At 60.3% G+C, this 15,066-nt stretch carries 11 protein-coding genes; 4 read left to right on the top strand and 7 right to left on the bottom strand.

The window, feature by feature from the left end; all coding sequences use genetic code 11:
• Window positions 1-7: 7 nt before the first annotated feature.
• From GOQ28_RS06910 to GOQ28_RS06895, 4 genes are all read right to left on the bottom strand, one after another.
• On the bottom strand, window positions 8-1,462 hold the full coding sequence (locus GOQ28_RS06910) for a M81 family metallopeptidase (RefSeq protein ID WP_160355923.1): 1,455 nt from the start codon (window positions 1,460-1,462) through the stop codon (window positions 8-10).
• Window positions 1,463-1,488: 26 nt separating this feature from the next.
• Window positions 1,489-1,854, bottom strand: a complete 366-nt coding sequence (locus GOQ28_RS06905; RefSeq protein ID WP_160355922.1) for a RidA family protein — start codon at window positions 1,852-1,854, stop codon at window positions 1,489-1,491.
• Between the two features lie 30 nt (window positions 1,855-1,884).
• Window positions 1,885-3,036 (bottom strand): NAD(P)/FAD-dependent oxidoreductase, encoded by a 1,152-nt coding sequence (locus tag GOQ28_RS06900; RefSeq protein WP_160355921.1) that lies wholly within the window; start codon window positions 3,034-3,036, stop codon window positions 1,885-1,887.
• Between the two features lie 188 nt (window positions 3,037-3,224).
• Entirely contained in the window at window positions 3,225-4,169 is a 945-nt protein-coding gene (locus GOQ28_RS06895) for a glycosyltransferase family 9 protein (protein WP_160355920.1), read from the bottom strand.
• 188 nt (window positions 4,170-4,357) lie between these two features.
• On the opposite strand from GOQ28_RS06895, the gene dbpA reads away from it, so the two are divergent.
• Window positions 4,358-5,746, top strand: coding sequence for an ATP-dependent RNA helicase DbpA (gene dbpA, locus GOQ28_RS06890; RefSeq protein WP_160355919.1), 1,389 nt, complete (start codon window positions 4,358-4,360; stop codon window positions 5,744-5,746).
• A 101-nt stretch (window positions 5,747-5,847) separates the two neighbouring features.
• On the opposite strand, the gene GOQ28_RS06885 is transcribed toward dbpA, so the two are convergent.
• Window positions 5,848-7,347, bottom strand: a complete 1,500-nt coding sequence (locus GOQ28_RS06885; protein ID WP_160355918.1) for a catalase — start codon at window positions 7,345-7,347, stop codon at window positions 5,848-5,850.
• A gap of 533 nt (window positions 7,348-7,880) precedes the next feature.
• Here GOQ28_RS06885 and GOQ28_RS06880 point away from each other — a divergent pair.
• Window positions 7,881-9,572: a sodium:solute symporter family protein gene (locus GOQ28_RS06880; protein WP_160355949.1), complete on the top strand. Its 1,692-nt coding sequence runs from the start codon at window positions 7,881-7,883 to the stop codon at window positions 9,570-9,572.
• A gap of 16 nt (window positions 9,573-9,588) precedes the next feature.
• Window positions 9,589-9,711 (top strand): putative transporter small subunit, encoded by a 123-nt coding sequence (locus GOQ28_RS18615; RefSeq protein ID WP_236844253.1) that lies wholly within the window; start codon window positions 9,589-9,591, stop codon window positions 9,709-9,711.
• A 28-nt stretch (window positions 9,712-9,739) separates the two neighbouring features.
• Here GOQ28_RS18615 and GOQ28_RS06875 read toward each other — a convergent pair whose 3' ends face one another.
• Entirely contained in the window at window positions 9,740-12,778 is a 3,039-nt protein-coding gene (locus GOQ28_RS06875) for an FAD-binding and (Fe-S)-binding domain-containing protein (RefSeq protein WP_160355917.1), read from the bottom strand.
• Between the two features lie 66 nt (window positions 12,779-12,844).
• Window positions 12,845-13,564: a GntR family transcriptional regulator gene (locus tag GOQ28_RS06870; RefSeq protein WP_160355916.1), complete on the bottom strand. Its 720-nt coding sequence runs from the start codon at window positions 13,562-13,564 to the stop codon at window positions 12,845-12,847.
• 188 nt (window positions 13,565-13,752) lie between these two features.
• On the opposite strand from GOQ28_RS06870, the gene GOQ28_RS06865 reads away from it, so the two are divergent.
• Window positions 13,753-14,955 (top strand): pyridoxal-phosphate-dependent aminotransferase family protein, encoded by a 1,203-nt coding sequence (locus GOQ28_RS06865; protein ID WP_160355915.1) that lies wholly within the window; start codon window positions 13,753-13,755, stop codon window positions 14,953-14,955.
• Window positions 14,956-15,066 lie beyond the last annotated feature (111 nt).

The raw sequence follows: 15,066 nt of genomic DNA, 5'->3' as shown, positions 1-15,066 counted from the left end.
GCTGCGTTTACACGGCCGGCGTTGTCAGTGGCCACTTGGGGTAAACGATTTTTTGATACGGCAGCGCATTGAGGTCCGACGACACCGAGCCCGGCGTCTTCAGATAGATCACCTGTGCCGCGACCTTGGAGTACTCCGCATAAAAATGCTGCGAGGACTTCACCACGATGATTTTGAATTGCGAAAGATCGATGCCAAATTGCGTGAAGAGGTCGCGCCCGATTGCCTGATTGCGCACGGTGTTCAGCACCAGCGTAATGCCCTCGGTCTCGACTACTGCCACATCGCCGATCAGCGATGGCGTGTTCGACAGCCCGGTCATATAGGCATCGCGTTTGAGCGCCTTGACGACACAGCGGGCATCGACGGGATTACCTGAGGCCGCAGACACCTTGCCGCCGATGCGCAACTGCAACGTGGCGCCAACGCCTGCGTTCATGCACAGACCCACCGCCACCGGGTCCCAGATCGGAGCAATCGCTGCGTCACGCACGCCTTTTTCCAGGAGTTCGGCCAGCACATAGGTCGAATCGCTACCCGCACCGCCGCCCGCGTTGTCGGCGGAATCGGCCAGCACGGCGGGGTAGCGCTGATTGTCCTGGATGATCTTCAGGGCTTCGGCCGTCGAGGGGTACGCGGGCTGCAAGGAATCACGAAACGCGATGATCTCTTTACCCAGGCTTTCAGACAATTGCTGCGCGCGCGCCGCATCGCCATCGGTGTAGACGAGGACCTTAGATCCCATCCCCGGCACATCGCCCCAGGGGAAACCGTGCGCGATGGAAATCGACAGAATGCCAGGCTCTTTTTCCATCGCCAGCAACCGATCGACGAAGCTGCGCATCGGCTCGCGGCTGGTATGCATGATGGAAATCATCTCGCAGTCGAACACCGAGAGCGTGGGCTTGACCTCGCCGCGCACCTTGGCCGCGCACAGGTCCACCAGATCATAGGCTCGCTCGAGAATGTCGGTGTGGGGGTACTCCTTAAAGCACACCAGCACGTCGGCCGTGTCATACATCAGCGGCGTCATATGGCAATGCGGATCCAATTCGGCGCCGATCACGACATCCGGACCCACGATCTCGCGCACGCGCCAAATCAGATCGCCTTCGCAATCGTCGTAGCCGTCCGCGACCATCGCGCCATGCAGTCCCAGCACCACCATATCGACCTGACCGGCATTGCGCAGATCCTGCAGAATCTCATCGCGCAGCGTTTCGTATGCGTGACGCGTAGTCAGACCCGCCGGCATGGCACCCGCCACGGTGCCTTCGATAACCGTCCATCCGTGCACCTTGGCACGCTGGCGCGCCGCCCACAGCGGTCCGGCGAACTGCTGCATGGTGTCGGGATGTTCGCCGGCGCGGTAGTAGCCGCGCGACCTGAACGAATCGATACCCGTGGGGATGGGCGAAAAGGTGTTGGTCTCGGTGGCCAACGATGCGGTGAAGATGCGCATTGCCTGTCTCCTGGACGTCAGTGGCGTTAACGATCCAACGCCTGGATTTCGATTTCGAGATCCACGCCCATCGCGAGCTTGGCTTCAACCGTCGAACGCACTGGCAGACCTGCCGCGAAATACGTGCGATAAACCTCATTGAACTCGGCGAACATCGCCAGATCCGATAGCCACACGGTGGCCTTGATTACATCCTCAAAGCCCAGACCGACCTCGGCAAGACTGTCGCGCAGGCGTTCCATGACGGCAGCCGTTTGCGTCTTGATATCGCCGCGCACCACCTGGCCGTTGCTGTCCATCGGGATCTGGCCCGAAAAGAACACAAAACCGCCGGCGCGGATCATGCGCGAGAAAGGCAGACCCAAGGGAGACTCGTAACGTTCAATGCTCATATCAGTGACTCGCTGTTTAGGTGTTGGGATTCAAGCGTGATAACGTGCTGGCGATACGAGCGCCGCGTCAATGTCTTCAGCCTGCAAAGACGGGTCCAGCGGCTCGCCCAGGACGAGGTTTGCGGCCAGCATCGAAGCGCCGGGCGCCGACTGAATGCCATAGCCGCCCTGCCCCACCAGCCAGAAAAATCCGCTCACTTGCGGGTCCCAGCCGATGGCGAAATCGCCATCGGGCAGAAACGAACGCAGTCCTGCCCAGGTGTGCTTCGGGCGGCGGATCGTCAACGTTGTCGCGGTGCAAATGCGGTCGATACCGATTGCGATATCGAGTTCTTCGGCCACGACATCGTGCGGTTCAACCGGGTCGGCGTTCGCGGGGGAACCCAGGAACTGCCCAGCATCCGGTTTGAAGTAGAAAGACTCGTCTACGCCCACGACGGCGGGCCAGTGATCGGTATCGGTCCATTGGCCGTCGTTCGCGTCGAGCTTGAATGTAAATGCACTGCGACGCTTGGGCTGCAAGCCCAGCGGCGCGGCCCCAAACAATGCGGCGACACGCTCGCCCCAGGCGCCTGCCGCATCCACCACACTACGCGCAGCCACTGTCGTGCCATTGGAGAGCGTCACCTGCCACAACTCACCCTCGCGCTCTGCCCGCTCGACGGCCGCGCTATAGGTGAATTCCACGCCCGACTGCTTCGCGCCGCGCAAGAAACCGTGCAATAGCGCATGCACATCGATATCCATCGCGTCGGGCTCCTCGATCGCACCGATCAGTCCCTCGCGACGCACGCAAGGCACGCGCGCGATGACTTCATCGGCGCTCAGCAAGCGTACCGTCGCCCCAGTGGCCTGCAGTTGTTCGAGCGTCTCGGCGAGCAAGCTCTCCTGCCCCTCATGCGCGATATAGACCACGCCGCGATCGGCCAGCAAAGCATGTTCGCTAAAGCCCGCCGGCGGCGTTTCGAAAAACGACCGGCTAGCGCGAGTCAGGGCGCGTATGGTCGGCGTACCGTAGGTTTCCATGAACATCGCAGCCGAGCGCCCGGACGTGTGATAACCGGCCTGGCTTTCCATCTCGACCACCATGATCGACCCGCGGTCCCGCAGCCGGTAGGCCAGCGAAGCGCCAGCCATTCCCGCGCCAATGATCAGATAGTCGTATACCTTCCCGCCCGTCATGCCGCATCATCCTTTGCACACCGAATTTATTTTCGGATATGAGAATTCTCGAAAACGGGAATATTCGCCGCAATGCAGCAAATGGTCAAGGTCGTAGAGCTGAGGGTTTACCCGTGATGGTAGTTTCCCGGCGGGCCGCACACGGCAAGGCAAAAGGCGACGGCGCCGGCATTGCACCGGCGCGAGAATCAGTAAGGTCGGACGCTGGAGAGTACCCGCAGGCAGGCATCCGCCACGCGCGCGGGACTCACGCGCTGGATGTCGACGACGCCGTTCTCCGGATAGACCGCGGCCGAGTAAGGCCGGGCCCAGAACCATTCAGGATTCGCTTCGTTGAACACGCCCACATATGGCACGCACACGCCTTGGCCGATATGGGAAGGCCCGCAGTCGTTGGCCACCACCAGCCGCGCATTCAGCATCAAGCTGGCCAACTCGGGAATCGAGCGGCCGACGATCAGTTCGAAGTCCGGCCGGCGCAGGGCCTGGAGCGCCCCAACTTCGGCCGCCTCGGCCGGCCCCAGCACGAAGCTGAATCGCGCATCGCCGCCAAGACGGCTTTTCAGCGAATCGGCCAGCGCCAAGAAATTCGCGACGCCCCAACGCTTGAACTCCCCATCGCCACCACCGGGAATCATCACGATATCGGCGGGGGCAGGCTGCGGCACCGCCTGCGCCGCGATCTGTTCGAAACACCGACGTGAAGCCTCCTCGGGCGCGACGGGCCGGTACGTATTCAACAATAACAAGTTGGCCAGCGCGATGTACTCGTTAATGTCTTTGTCGTGCGCGTGGGTCCAGCAACAATCGAGCAAACGGAGATTACGAAACCCTAGCCGCAGCTTTGGCCGTCGCAGCAGATTCACGAGCGCGTAGCGCTCACTGGTGTGGTGCAGGCTCACCGCCAGATCCGCGCGAGGCGGCATGGCGCGTACCGCCTCGACCAGCGTTTCTGCCTGCACGAACTCATCCACCCAGGGTAATGAGCAGTAGTAATGCGACACCGCATGCTGCGCCACGACCCGCAAGCGTGCCTGTGGCCACCAATGCTTTAGTTGGGACAGCGTGGCGTAGGAAACCACCTGATCGCCGAACTTGCATCGGCTGCGAATATAAACTGCGATCTCTTGCATATACGGCAACAAAGCCCTCCCTCGCGGGAGTGAGGACGGAATTGTATAGAAACGGCGTGACGCGCTGGTATCAGAGGCATAAGCAAGCGTGAAATATGTTGCCAGCTGCGTGAATGGCCCGAATGATCCCAGCGGCGTCGTACAAACGCATACACTGTGAGTTACTTCGCTTTTATTTCGGTTCCGTCGTGACTCAATCCCCTTTTTCCGCCCTGCCTTTGCTGCCCGCTTTGTTAGAAAACCTGCAAAGCCTGGGCTTTGACCACATGACGCCGATCCAGGCGCAGAGCCTGCCGCTCATTCTCGAAGGCCGCGATCTCATCGCCCAGGCCAAAACAGGCAGTGGCAAGACCGCCGCTTTTGGGTTGGGCCTGCTGCAAAAACTGGATGTCGCGCGCCTGGTCCCGCAGGCGCTGCTGCTTTGCCCCACGCGGGAATTGGCCGATCAGGTGGCGCAGGAACTGCGCCGGCTGGCCCGCCTGATTCCCAACGTCAAAGTCCTGACGCTCTGCGGCGGCGCGGCTGCCAGACCCCAAGCCGAATCGCTTGCCCGTGGTGCGCACCTGATTGTGGGCACGCCGGGCCGCATCCAGGACCACCTGGCGCGCGGCAGTCTCGATCTGTCCCAACTGAGCACCCTGGTCCTGGACGAGGCAGACCGCATGGTCGACATGGGGTTCTACGACGATATCGTGGCCATTGCCTCCCAATGCCCAGGCAAACGCCAGACCCTGCTGTTCTCGGCGACTTATCCCGACAATATTCGCAAGCTGAGCGCGCGCTTTTTGCGTAACCCGGCCGAAGTCAAGGTCGAGGCGCAACATGACGCGAGCCGCATCGAACAGATCTTTTACGAGATCGATAACAGCCAAAGGCTGGACGCCGTGGCCACGCTGCTCGCGCATTTCCGGCCGGCCTCCACGCTGGCGTTTTGCAATACCAAGATCCGTAGCCACGATCTGGTTGAACGCTTGCAGGCCGAAGGCATCAGCGCCCTGGCGCTGAATGGCGATCTGGAGCAGCGTGAGCGCGACGAGATCCTGATCCAGTTCGCCAACCAGAGTTGCGCCGTGCTGGTGGCCACCGATGTGGCGGCACGCGGCTTGGACATCCAGAATCTAAGCGCCGTCATCAACGTGGATGTGACCAAGGATACGGAAGTGCACATCCACCGCATTGGCCGCAGCGGCCGGGGCGATCAAAAGGGCTTGGCACTAAGCCTGTGTTCGCCCGAGGAAATGCGCTGGGCGAACCTGATCGAACAATATCAGGGCACGCCGTTGAAATGGGCGGATATCAAAGCGCTACGTCCGAAGGCGGACCGGCCATTGCGTGCGCCGATGGTGACGCTATGCATCCAAGGTGGTAAGAAGGACAAACTACGTCCCGGCGATCTGTTGGGCGCTCTGACCGGCGATGGCGGCTTGACCTTCGAACAAGTGGGCAAGATCAATATCCACGAATTCAGCGCCTATGTGGCTATCGATCGCCAGATCGCCAAACAGGCGTTTGCGCGCATATCGAACAGCAACATCAAGGGCCGCCGCTTTCGCATGCGCTACCTGGAAGAGTTTTGATCGCGGCATAGACGGTAAAACATAAACGGCGAGCAAGGCGTCACGCCTTGCTCGCCGATTTCTTATCGCATTACCGCGCCGTCAGGCCGACGCGTTCACGATCAGGCTTCGCTCATGCCCGAGGCTGGTTCCGGCGCTTGGCCCGCACGGACTTTTTCCTCGATGCGCCGGCCCACATCGGGGTCGATCTGTTTCCAGTAGTCGAACGCACGCTCAAGCACCGGGCTGCGCACGCCGCCTAACAACGCACCCGCGACGGTTTCGACCAGCTGCGCGCGAGCGGCATCATCGAACACTTCGCGCACGAGCGCGCCTGGCTGACTGAAGTCATCGTCCTCGGCATGCAGCGTGTAGGCACTGCGCACCATGTCGCCATCGGCCTCCCAACCGTCTTCCATCTTGCCGGTCGTGTCCGACCAGGTACGACCTTGCGAGTTGGGCGCGTAAACCGGCTGATTACCACTGTGTTCGTAAGCCATCTGGCCATCGAACATATAGGACTGCACCGGGCACTTGGGCTTATTCACCGGCAGCTGATGGAAGTTGGTGCCGATACGATTGCGTTGCGCGTCGTTGTAGGCAAACGCGCGACCCAGCAGCATCTTGTCGGGCGACAGGCCGATACCCGGCACCGTATTGCCCGGCGAGAACGCGGCCTGCTCGATCTGCGCGAAGAAGTTCTCCGGATTGCGATTCAAGGTCATCGTGCCGACCTTGATCAACGGGTAGTCCTTATGAGACCAGACCTTGGTCAGGTCGAAAGGATTGAAGCGATACGTCTTGGCATCCGCATACGGCATGACTTGCACGAACATCGTCCACACCGGATGCTCGCCGCGCGCGATGGCGTCAAACAGATCACGACGATGGTAGTCAGCATCGCGACCGGCCATCTCCATCGCTTCGGCGTTGGTGAAGTTCTTCGTGCCCTGCTGCGAATGGAAGTGATACTTCACCCAGAAACGTTCACCCGCGGCATTGACCCACATATAGGTGTGGGAGCCATAGCCGTTCATATGGCGCCAGGTACGCGGCAGCCCACGTTCACCCATCAAATACGTCACCTGGTGCGCGGTCTCGGGATTGAGCGTCCAGAAGTCCCACTGCATATGGTTGTCGCGCAAACCGGAATCCGGCAGGCGTTTCTGGCTGCGAATGAAATGGGGAAACTTCATCGGGTCACGCACGAAGAATACCGGCGTGTTGTTACCCACCAGATCGTAGTTGCCTTCGGTCGTATAGAACTTCAGCGAAAACCCTCGCACATCGCGCCACGTGTCGGGGCTGCCGGCCTCGCCCGCCACCGTCGAAAAACGCGCGAGCATTTCGGTTTGACAGCCTTTCTGAAACAGCGCCGCCTTGGTGTAGGCGGAGACGTCTTCGGTCGTTTCAAACACACCGAAAGCACCTGAGCCCTTGGCATGCGGTTGACGCTCTGGCACTTTCTCGCGATTGAAGTGCGCCATCTGCTCCAGGAAATGCACATCGTGCAAAACGATAGGGCCATTCGGTCCGATGGTCAGCGAATTACGATCGCTCGGTGCGGGAGCGCCGGCTCCCGTCGTCGAACCTACGGCTGCTTTATTTTTCGAATCAGTCATCTGCACCTCCTGAGGTCTAAACGCAGGGCGGCTTGGATGCCCCCTGCTGCCCCAATATACTGCACACAGGTTACTTGATGAATCAATGTGTAGCGGGCATAGACAGTTTGCATGCAAACCTTTATACTCCTAGCCCTTTACGGATGGCCGGTCACAGCTTTATGGTCATCCATCACTAGGCTGCGCACAGCGGCCCGGCAATTTTGCTGAAACACAATCTCCGGCCAGCGGGTTTGGCCGCGTAACACCATGCCGGCTAAACAAGCCGGTTCATTGCTTCCGATCTCGGGATCCGACTGGGCGCCGTCGCCCACGAACACGGCCCGCGGTAGCGCTGCACCTTTGTGTGCGTTCAACGCTGCATGGCTAGCCGACACCCGGCACCAGCCACGCAGGATAACGTGCGCGCGTCGATCGCGCGTACGGTGTTTCAGCACGCCAGTGGGTTGTCGCCACCCATCGCACAGTGCGGAAATGGCTTGGGCGGTCGCGCGCTTTCGGGTGCGCTACGACGAGAGGAGAAAAACATCCCCATGCAGGAAGCACAGCTTTTTCAGCTATCGGGCACAACGGCCATCATGTTATTGGTCGGGTTTTACGGCGCCACATTTTTGATGTCTTTGTTCATTGGCAAGCGCAATGAAAATGTGGACGGCTACATGACTTCGAACAACGCTGTCGGCTTTGGCCTTGCCGCCGCAAGCATGATCGCCACCTGGATCTGGGCGGCTTCCTTTTACGCTAGCGCGACATCTGGCTTTAAGTACGGGCTGTCGGGCCCCATCCATTATGGATTCTGGGGCGCGTTGATGATTCTGTTTATCTACCCTTTTGGCAAACGCTTTCGTCAACTGGCGCCCAAGGCACACACCTTGGCGGAGATCCTGCAAGCGCGCCACGGCACGTCAAGCCAGATGATCATGGCAATATCGAACATCATTGGCAGCTGTATCAGTCTGATGGTGAACTTCACCGCGGCGGGTGCACTGGTGTCGATCTTGAGCCCCTTGAGCTTTACGCAAGGTGTGCTGATCGCGGGTCTGGGCGTCTTGTCCTACTCATTTTGGTCGGGCTTTCGCGCGTCGGTCATGACCGACTTTGCGCAATTGCTGGCGATGATCTTGTCGGCGGTGATCATCATCCCGCTGATCTTCTTTAATGCAGGCGGACCCGATCTGTTGGATACCAACATGTGGCGGCTATCGCCCGAACAAGCGGACCTCTATTCCACTACGGCGATTCTCGAACAAGGCGCACCGTATTTCGTCGCGGTATTGGCGTATGCCATTGGCAACCAAACGATCGCGCAGCGTCTGTTCGCCGTGCGGGAAGACCTGATCAAGCCTACCTTTCTGACGGCCACGATCGGCTATGGCGCGGTGGTGATCGGCTTGGGCATGCTGGGATTGCTGGCACTATTCGTCGGCCTGCAACCGGTAGACGGCGACTTGAATAACATCATCCCGCAAATGGCTTCGACCTATCTGCCGCCGGTGGGCATTGCGTTGTTCTTTATTCTGGTGGTGGGCTCGCTGTCGTCGACGGCCGACTCCGATCTCGCGGCGCTCTCGGCCATTGTCATGACCGACGTTTACGCGCGCAATATTGCCAAGGGCAAGCCCGATCCGCGCCGCATGCTGTGGTGGGGCCGCGCCACAATGGTCGCCGCCACCATGGCGGGCGTGATTTTCGCCAGCATGCGTTTGGACATCCTTGTGATGCTGGTGTTTGTGGGTGCCTTGTGGGGCGCCATCGTGTTCCCGGTCATTGCCAGCTTTTTCTGGGACCGTGTCGATAACCGCGCATTCGTGTGGTCGGTGATCTCGGCTGTGGCTCTGTTTACGGTTGTACGCTTTGAATTGCTGCCCATCGAAGGCGCTGTCGCGGTGTTCTTTGAGGTCTGCGCGGCCCTGGGCGGCGGTGTGGTGCTGGGTCTGATGACGTTTGGTTTCTTCGGCCGTCGTCCCGCGCTGGTGATTGGCGTGATCGCGGCGGTGGTGTTGATGCCCTTGTGCATCGGTTTTCTGCGCGACTACACCGTGTTGACCGGATCGCTCACAGCGTATGGCGTAAGCACCATTGTGTGCGTGGCATTGAGTCTACGGAGCCGCGAGCGTTTTGATTTCAGCCAGTTGTCGCAGCGCGTCACGTCGTTTCAACAAGAGAAAGAAGCCCTGCCCAACCCTAGCACGCTGTCCGGCAACCCTGCCCCGGCCCGCGCCTGATCGAAAGGAGTCCAAGATGCTACTGACGCTTTATATCCTTGTTTGGCCCGTCATCTCGGCGGCGATTCTGGCTATTCTCCTCGTGGCATTACGCCGCGATGTAAAACGCGCCAAAGAAACCGGCGAGTCGATGATCTGACAACGACTGCGCTTGCACCGGCGGCCGCTCACACGGCGCGTGCCGCTGGCAAGGCCTTTTGCAGTACGCGGGCAACATGCTCGGCTTGCCGCCCGCCGTGCGTATGCAAACCGTGCGCGATTTGATGGCGGCAGCTGGTTCCATCCGCGATCAGCAAGGTATCGGTATCCGCCTGCCTCATCGCGGGCAGCAGCGACAGCTCCGCCATTTGCATCGAGGTCTCGTAATGCGAGGCCTCGTAACCAAAACTGCCCGCCATGCCGCAGCAGCTGGATTCAATCAGTTCCACCTTCAAGTCGGGAATCAGCCCAAGTATGCGCTGCACGGGCTTGACCGCATCAAACGCTTTCTGATGACAATGGCCGTGCAACAGCGCGCGCTTTTGCGGCAACGCCTGAAGCGCCAGAGTTAACCTCCCGGCCTGATGCTCACGAGCCAGGAATTCCTCGAATAGCAGCGCCTGCGTGGACAAGGCCTGCGCCTCGTCACCCAGGCCCATCACGAGAAACTCGTCGCGCAACGACAGCAGGCAAGATGGCTCCAGCCCGATCACGGGGATGCCGCGCTCAACGTAAGGGCGCATGGCTTGAACGACGCGCAGCGCCTCCGCTCGCGCCTCGTCCACCATCCCGGCCGACAAATAGGTGCGACCGCAGCACAGCGGCCGCTGGGGCTGGGCATCTGTTGCGTCCGGCCGCGCGATCGCCACGCGATAGCCTGCGGCTTGCAACACCGCCAATGCGGCACGCGCGTTATCCGGCTCCAGATAGTTGTTAAAGGTATCAGCAAACAGCACCACATCTGCTTGCTCCGCAGGGACCGATGAGGCTGTGCGCGTAAACACGTCAGAGCGCCATGCTGGAAGGTTGCGCTTTGCCGACAGACCGAACCAACGCTCCGAAATCTGCGCCGCACCCGGCACGCGGTCGCGCAGATTAAACAACCAGGGCAAACGCGCCGCCCAGGGGGCCCACCGGGGCAGCGTTGCAATCAGCCTGTCCTTGATGCGCACGCCGCGCTGCTGGCGCCAATGGCTAAGGAACTCGATCTTCATCTTCGCCATATCCACGCCGGTCGGGCAGTCGCGCTTGCAACCCTTGCAACTGACGCACAGATCCATGGTCTCGCGCAGCGCGTCGCTGGCCAACGCATCGGATCCTAGCTGTCCCGACAAGGCCAACCGCAGCGTGTTGGCCCGACCTCGGGTGAGATGCTGTTCGTCGCGCGTGACACGATAGCTGGGACACATGGTGCCGGCATCGAACTTACGGCAATGCCCGTTGTTGTTGCACATCTCCACAGCTTTACCAAAACCGCGTGCCGGATCACCGCCCGTGCCGGCCGGCGTCATCGTTTCCGTGGCGGGATCGGCACGCACGTCCCATCCCGACCAATCCAGCGCGGGCTGCAGAGCGATCACGCGATAGTCCGGTTTAAACCGGAACAAGGATCGGTCGTCCATCCTGGTGCCGCGCACGATCTTACCCGGGTTCATCAACCGGTCGGGATCGAACGCGTCCTTGATCGCTTCAAAGGCACGCATCAGGCGCGGGCCAAATTGCCACGCGACCCATTCGCTGCGCACCAAGCCATCGCCATGCTCGCCGGAGAAGGCGCCCTTATAACGCCGCACCAACTCCCCCGCTTCTTCGGCGATCGCGCGCATCTTGGCTGCGCCATCGCGACGCATATCCAAGATCGGCCGCACGTGCAGCGTTCCGACCGAAGCATGCGCGTACCAAGTGCCCTTCGTGCCATGCTTGGCAAACACCTCGGTTAACTGACTGGTGTAGTCGGCCAGATGCTCAAGAGGCACCGCGCAGTCCTCAATGAATGACACCGGCTTGCCGTCGCCGCGCATGCTCATCATGATATTGAGACCGGCTTTACGCACATCCCACAACGCCTTTTGCGCGGCGGCATCGGGCATCTCTATCACGCTGCCCGGCAAACCGAGGTCGGCCATGAGCTCGACCAACCGACCCAGATTCGCCACCTGCTCGGCATGCGACTCGCCGGCGAACTCCACCAGCAGTATGGCTTCGGGCTCGCCCGTCAGCGCCTTTTCGATCACGGGTCGGAAAGCCGGATTGCCGCGCGCCAGATCGATCATCGTGCGATCCACCAGCTCGACGGCACAAGGCCCCAGCGCCACGATATGGCGCGTCATATCCATCGCCTGATAAAACGTTGGAAAGTTGACCACGCCCAGCGCCTTGGCCACTGGCAGGGGAGAGAGTTTGAGGGTGATGCTACGCGTATAAGCCAGCGTGCCCTCGCTGCCCACCAGCATGTGCGCGAGGTTGATGTCACCGTCCGGGCTGTAGGGGCGTGGACTTTGTGGGTGATAGATATCGACGTTATAGCCACCCACGCGGCGCAACACACGTGGCACCTGCCGTTCGATTTCTTCCCGTTCGCGAGTGGCGATATCGCGCAGCGTCTGCATCAACGTGCGTACCCGCTCGGGCGCATTCTGCATCCGGCGCTCTTCGCAGAACACGGCTTGCGTGCCATCCAGCAGCAGCGCCTCGATGCTCGCTACGTTGTGAACCATGTTGCCGTAGGCAATCGAGCGCGAACCACAGGAGTTATTGCCTGCCATCCCGCCCAAAGTGCATTGCGCGGAGGTGCTGACATCCACGGGGAACCACACGCCATGCGGCTTGAGCCATGCATTGAGATGGTCCAGCACAATACCCGGTTCCACCGTGACCGTCATGGCCGCGAGATCAAAATCCAGCACCCGGTTCAGGTATTTGCTGTTGTCGATGACCAGCGCGGCGCCCACGGTTTGGCCGCATTGCGAAGTCCCCGCGCCACGCGCCAGCACCGGGATGTGCAGCTCGCGGCAGTGTTGCAACGCGACGGCGACATCATCGACGCTGCGCGGGATCAACACCCCCACGGGTTCAATCTGATAGATCGATGCATCGGTGCTATATCGCCCCCGGTCTGCCCGATCGAAGCGCACTTCGCCCTGCGTGTGCTGGCGCAACCGTCTCGCCAACTCGGCTTGTTCAGCGTTCAAATCGGTCGGGGCGGGCGAAACTTTGAATGCGCTCATAGGGCTCCTCAACGGTTCAACACAGCGATCTCATACCGCGTCTGCGGGTCAAGCATCGGCGGATCTTTATCCAGCGGGCGCCTGGGATTCCAGCGCCAGCGCCTCCAACACCGCCTCGCCCTTGCGACGCAAGTGCTGGCGCATCAAACGCCCTAACCGCTGGCCGTCGCGCGCGGCCAGCGCATCGACCATTTCCAGATGCTCCGACATCGCCTTGTCCCACTTTTCCGCATTGAGATTCGAGCGAAATCGCAGGCTCTGCACACGCAGATTGATGTTCTGGTAGACGTTGCTCAACAACTGGTTGCGCGCGGCCGCGTTGATACGGTCATGAATCGCGCGGTTGACGTGAAAGTACGCCGGCATATTGCGGCGCGCGTGACTGGCTTGCATCTCAAAGGTCAATGCGCGGATCTCGGCGATTTCCTCGTCGGTAATGTGTTCACACGCCAATTCACCAGACAAGGCCTCCAGGCCGCCCAAGACCTCGAAACTTTCGCGAATATCCTGCGGCGACAGCGCGACCACCTGCGCGCCCCGATTGGGCTGCAGATTGACCAGGCCATCGGCGGCCAACAGTCGAAACGCTTCGCGCAACGGCGTGCGTGAGACCTCCAATTTGTCGCACAAGCTGCGCTCGTTCAGCCGCGCCCCGGGGGGTAATTCCCCTTCAGTGATCATGTCGCGCAGTTGTTGAGCGATGGTGCTGGGCAAGGTGCGGCGATCGGTGGTTTCTACCGAACCGGTGGGTGATGTTGCCTCGGGCAGTAACGGTGTCAAATTCATTGGTATACAAAATTAATGGTTGCGGCCGATCTCGCCTGCTCCACCGCACACCCCCGAAAAACCCCGCGTTTTACCGGAGAAAATTGCTGTGGTGCCGCATAATTTATGCTTGCATGCGTGACTGTTTGATGCGTATTCTTCAACAACATTGGCAGCTTGTATACCAAAAATTTACGTTGGAGCGCCTTATGATGCGTCTGCATTCGCACCCGTCCGGTCGTCATTTTTTGCAGATTCCCGGTCCCACCAATGTGCCTGATCGCGTCCTGCGGGCCATGGACAATCCAACGATTGACCACCGGGGTCCGGAGTTCGGTGAACTCGGCAAAGCGGTATTGGGAGGGATGAAAAAAATCTTCCAGACCGAATCGGATGTCATCATTTATCCGGCCTCTGGCACCGGCGGATGGGAGGCCGCGTTGGTCAATACGATGTCGCCTGGCGATAAGGTGTTGATGGCGGAGACGGGTCATTTCGCCACGCTGTGGAAGCGCATTGCCGATCGCCTCGGCTTGCAAGTGGAATTCCAACAAGGCGATTGGCGTCATGGCGCCGATCCCCGCCAGATTGCCGAGCGTCTGGCTGCCGACACCGCTCACGAAATCAAGGCGGTTTGCGTCGTGCACAATGAAACCGCGACCGGCGTGGTCAGCGATGTACAGGCAGTGCGCCGCGCGCTCGATGACACCGGCCATCCGGCCTTGCTGATGGTCGATACGATCTCTTCCCTGGGATCGGTGCAATACCGCCATGATGCCTGGGGCGTTGATGTCACGGTGGCGGGCTCGCAGAAGGGTCTGATGTTGCCACCCGGCCTGGCATTCAACGCGATCAGTGCCAAGGCCTTGAAAGCCTCTGACAGCGCCAAATTGCCGCGCTCGTATTGGGACTGGAAGGAAATGCTGGCCATTAATGCCTCTGGCTACTTCCCCTACACACCCGCCACGAACCTGCTTTACGGCCTGTATGAAGCCATAGGAATGCTGCTGGACGAAGGCCTGGACAACGTATTCGCCCGTCATCAACGGCATGCCGAGGCGACTCGCCGTGCCGTGCGCGCGTGGGGTCTGGAGATTCTGTGCTTGAAACCCGAGGAATACAGCCCTGCGCTCACGGCCGTGGTCATGCCCGAAGGCCATAGCGCCGACGCATTACGCAAGACCATCCTCACCCATTTCAACATGTCGCTGGGGCAGGGCCTGAGCAAGCTGTCCGACAAGATATTCCGCATTGGCCATTTGGGCGACTTCAATGATCTGACGCTATGTGGCACGCTGGCCGGTGTTGAAATGGGCTTGATGAAGGCAGGCGTGCCGCATCGCCATGGCGGGCTGCAAGTGGCGCTCGATTACCTCGCGGAAACCAGTCAGGCGCAGCCTTCGGCGCGCTGACGATCCGACATTTCACGCACAACCAGAATCCCTGAGTATTCACGAAGGAACGCAGCACACGCAGCAATCGGACACGCAGGACCGCTCAATAACAAGGTGTATCGCAAGCAC

The organism is Bordetella sp. 02P26C-1 (genome assembly GCF_009763255.1).
Classification (GTDB): Bacteria; Pseudomonadota; Gammaproteobacteria; order Burkholderiales; family Burkholderiaceae_B; genus Bordetella_A.
This window is presented reverse-complemented; position numbering and strand designations above follow the sequence as displayed.

Bases quoted from the DNA above. Each gene is read 5' to 3' on its own strand.
- GOQ28_RS06885 (WP_160355918.1), bottom strand. From the start codon at position 7,347: ATGACTGATTCGAAAAATAAAGCAGCCGTAGGTTCGACGACGGGAGCC.
- GOQ28_RS06870 (WP_160355916.1), bottom strand. From the start codon at position 13,564: ATGAATTTGACACCGTTACTGCCCGAGGCAACATCACCCACCGGTTCG.
- GOQ28_RS06910 (WP_160355923.1), bottom strand. From the start codon at position 1,462: ATGCGCATCTTCACCGCATCGTTGGCCACCGAGACCAACACCTTTTCG.
- GOQ28_RS06880 (WP_160355949.1), top strand. From the start codon at position 7,881: ATGCAGGAAGCACAGCTTTTTCAGCTATCGGGCACAACGGCCATCATG.
- GOQ28_RS06905 (WP_160355922.1), bottom strand. From the start codon at position 1,854: ATGAGCATTGAACGTTACGAGTCTCCCTTGGGTCTGCCTTTCTCGCGC.
- GOQ28_RS06900 (WP_160355921.1), bottom strand. From the start codon at position 3,036: ATGACGGGCGGGAAGGTATACGACTATCTGATCATTGGCGCGGGAATG.
- GOQ28_RS06865 (WP_160355915.1), top strand. From the start codon at position 13,753: ATGATGCGTCTGCATTCGCACCCGTCCGGTCGTCATTTTTTGCAGATT.
- GOQ28_RS18615 (WP_236844253.1), top strand. From the start codon at position 9,589: ATGCTACTGACGCTTTATATCCTTGTTTGGCCCGTCATCTCGGCGGCG.
- GOQ28_RS06895 (WP_160355920.1), bottom strand. From the start codon at position 4,169: ATGCAAGAGATCGCAGTTTATATTCGCAGCCGATGCAAGTTCGGCGAT.
- GOQ28_RS06875 (WP_160355917.1), bottom strand. From the start codon at position 12,778: ATGAGCGCATTCAAAGTTTCGCCCGCCCCGACCGATTTGAACGCTGAA.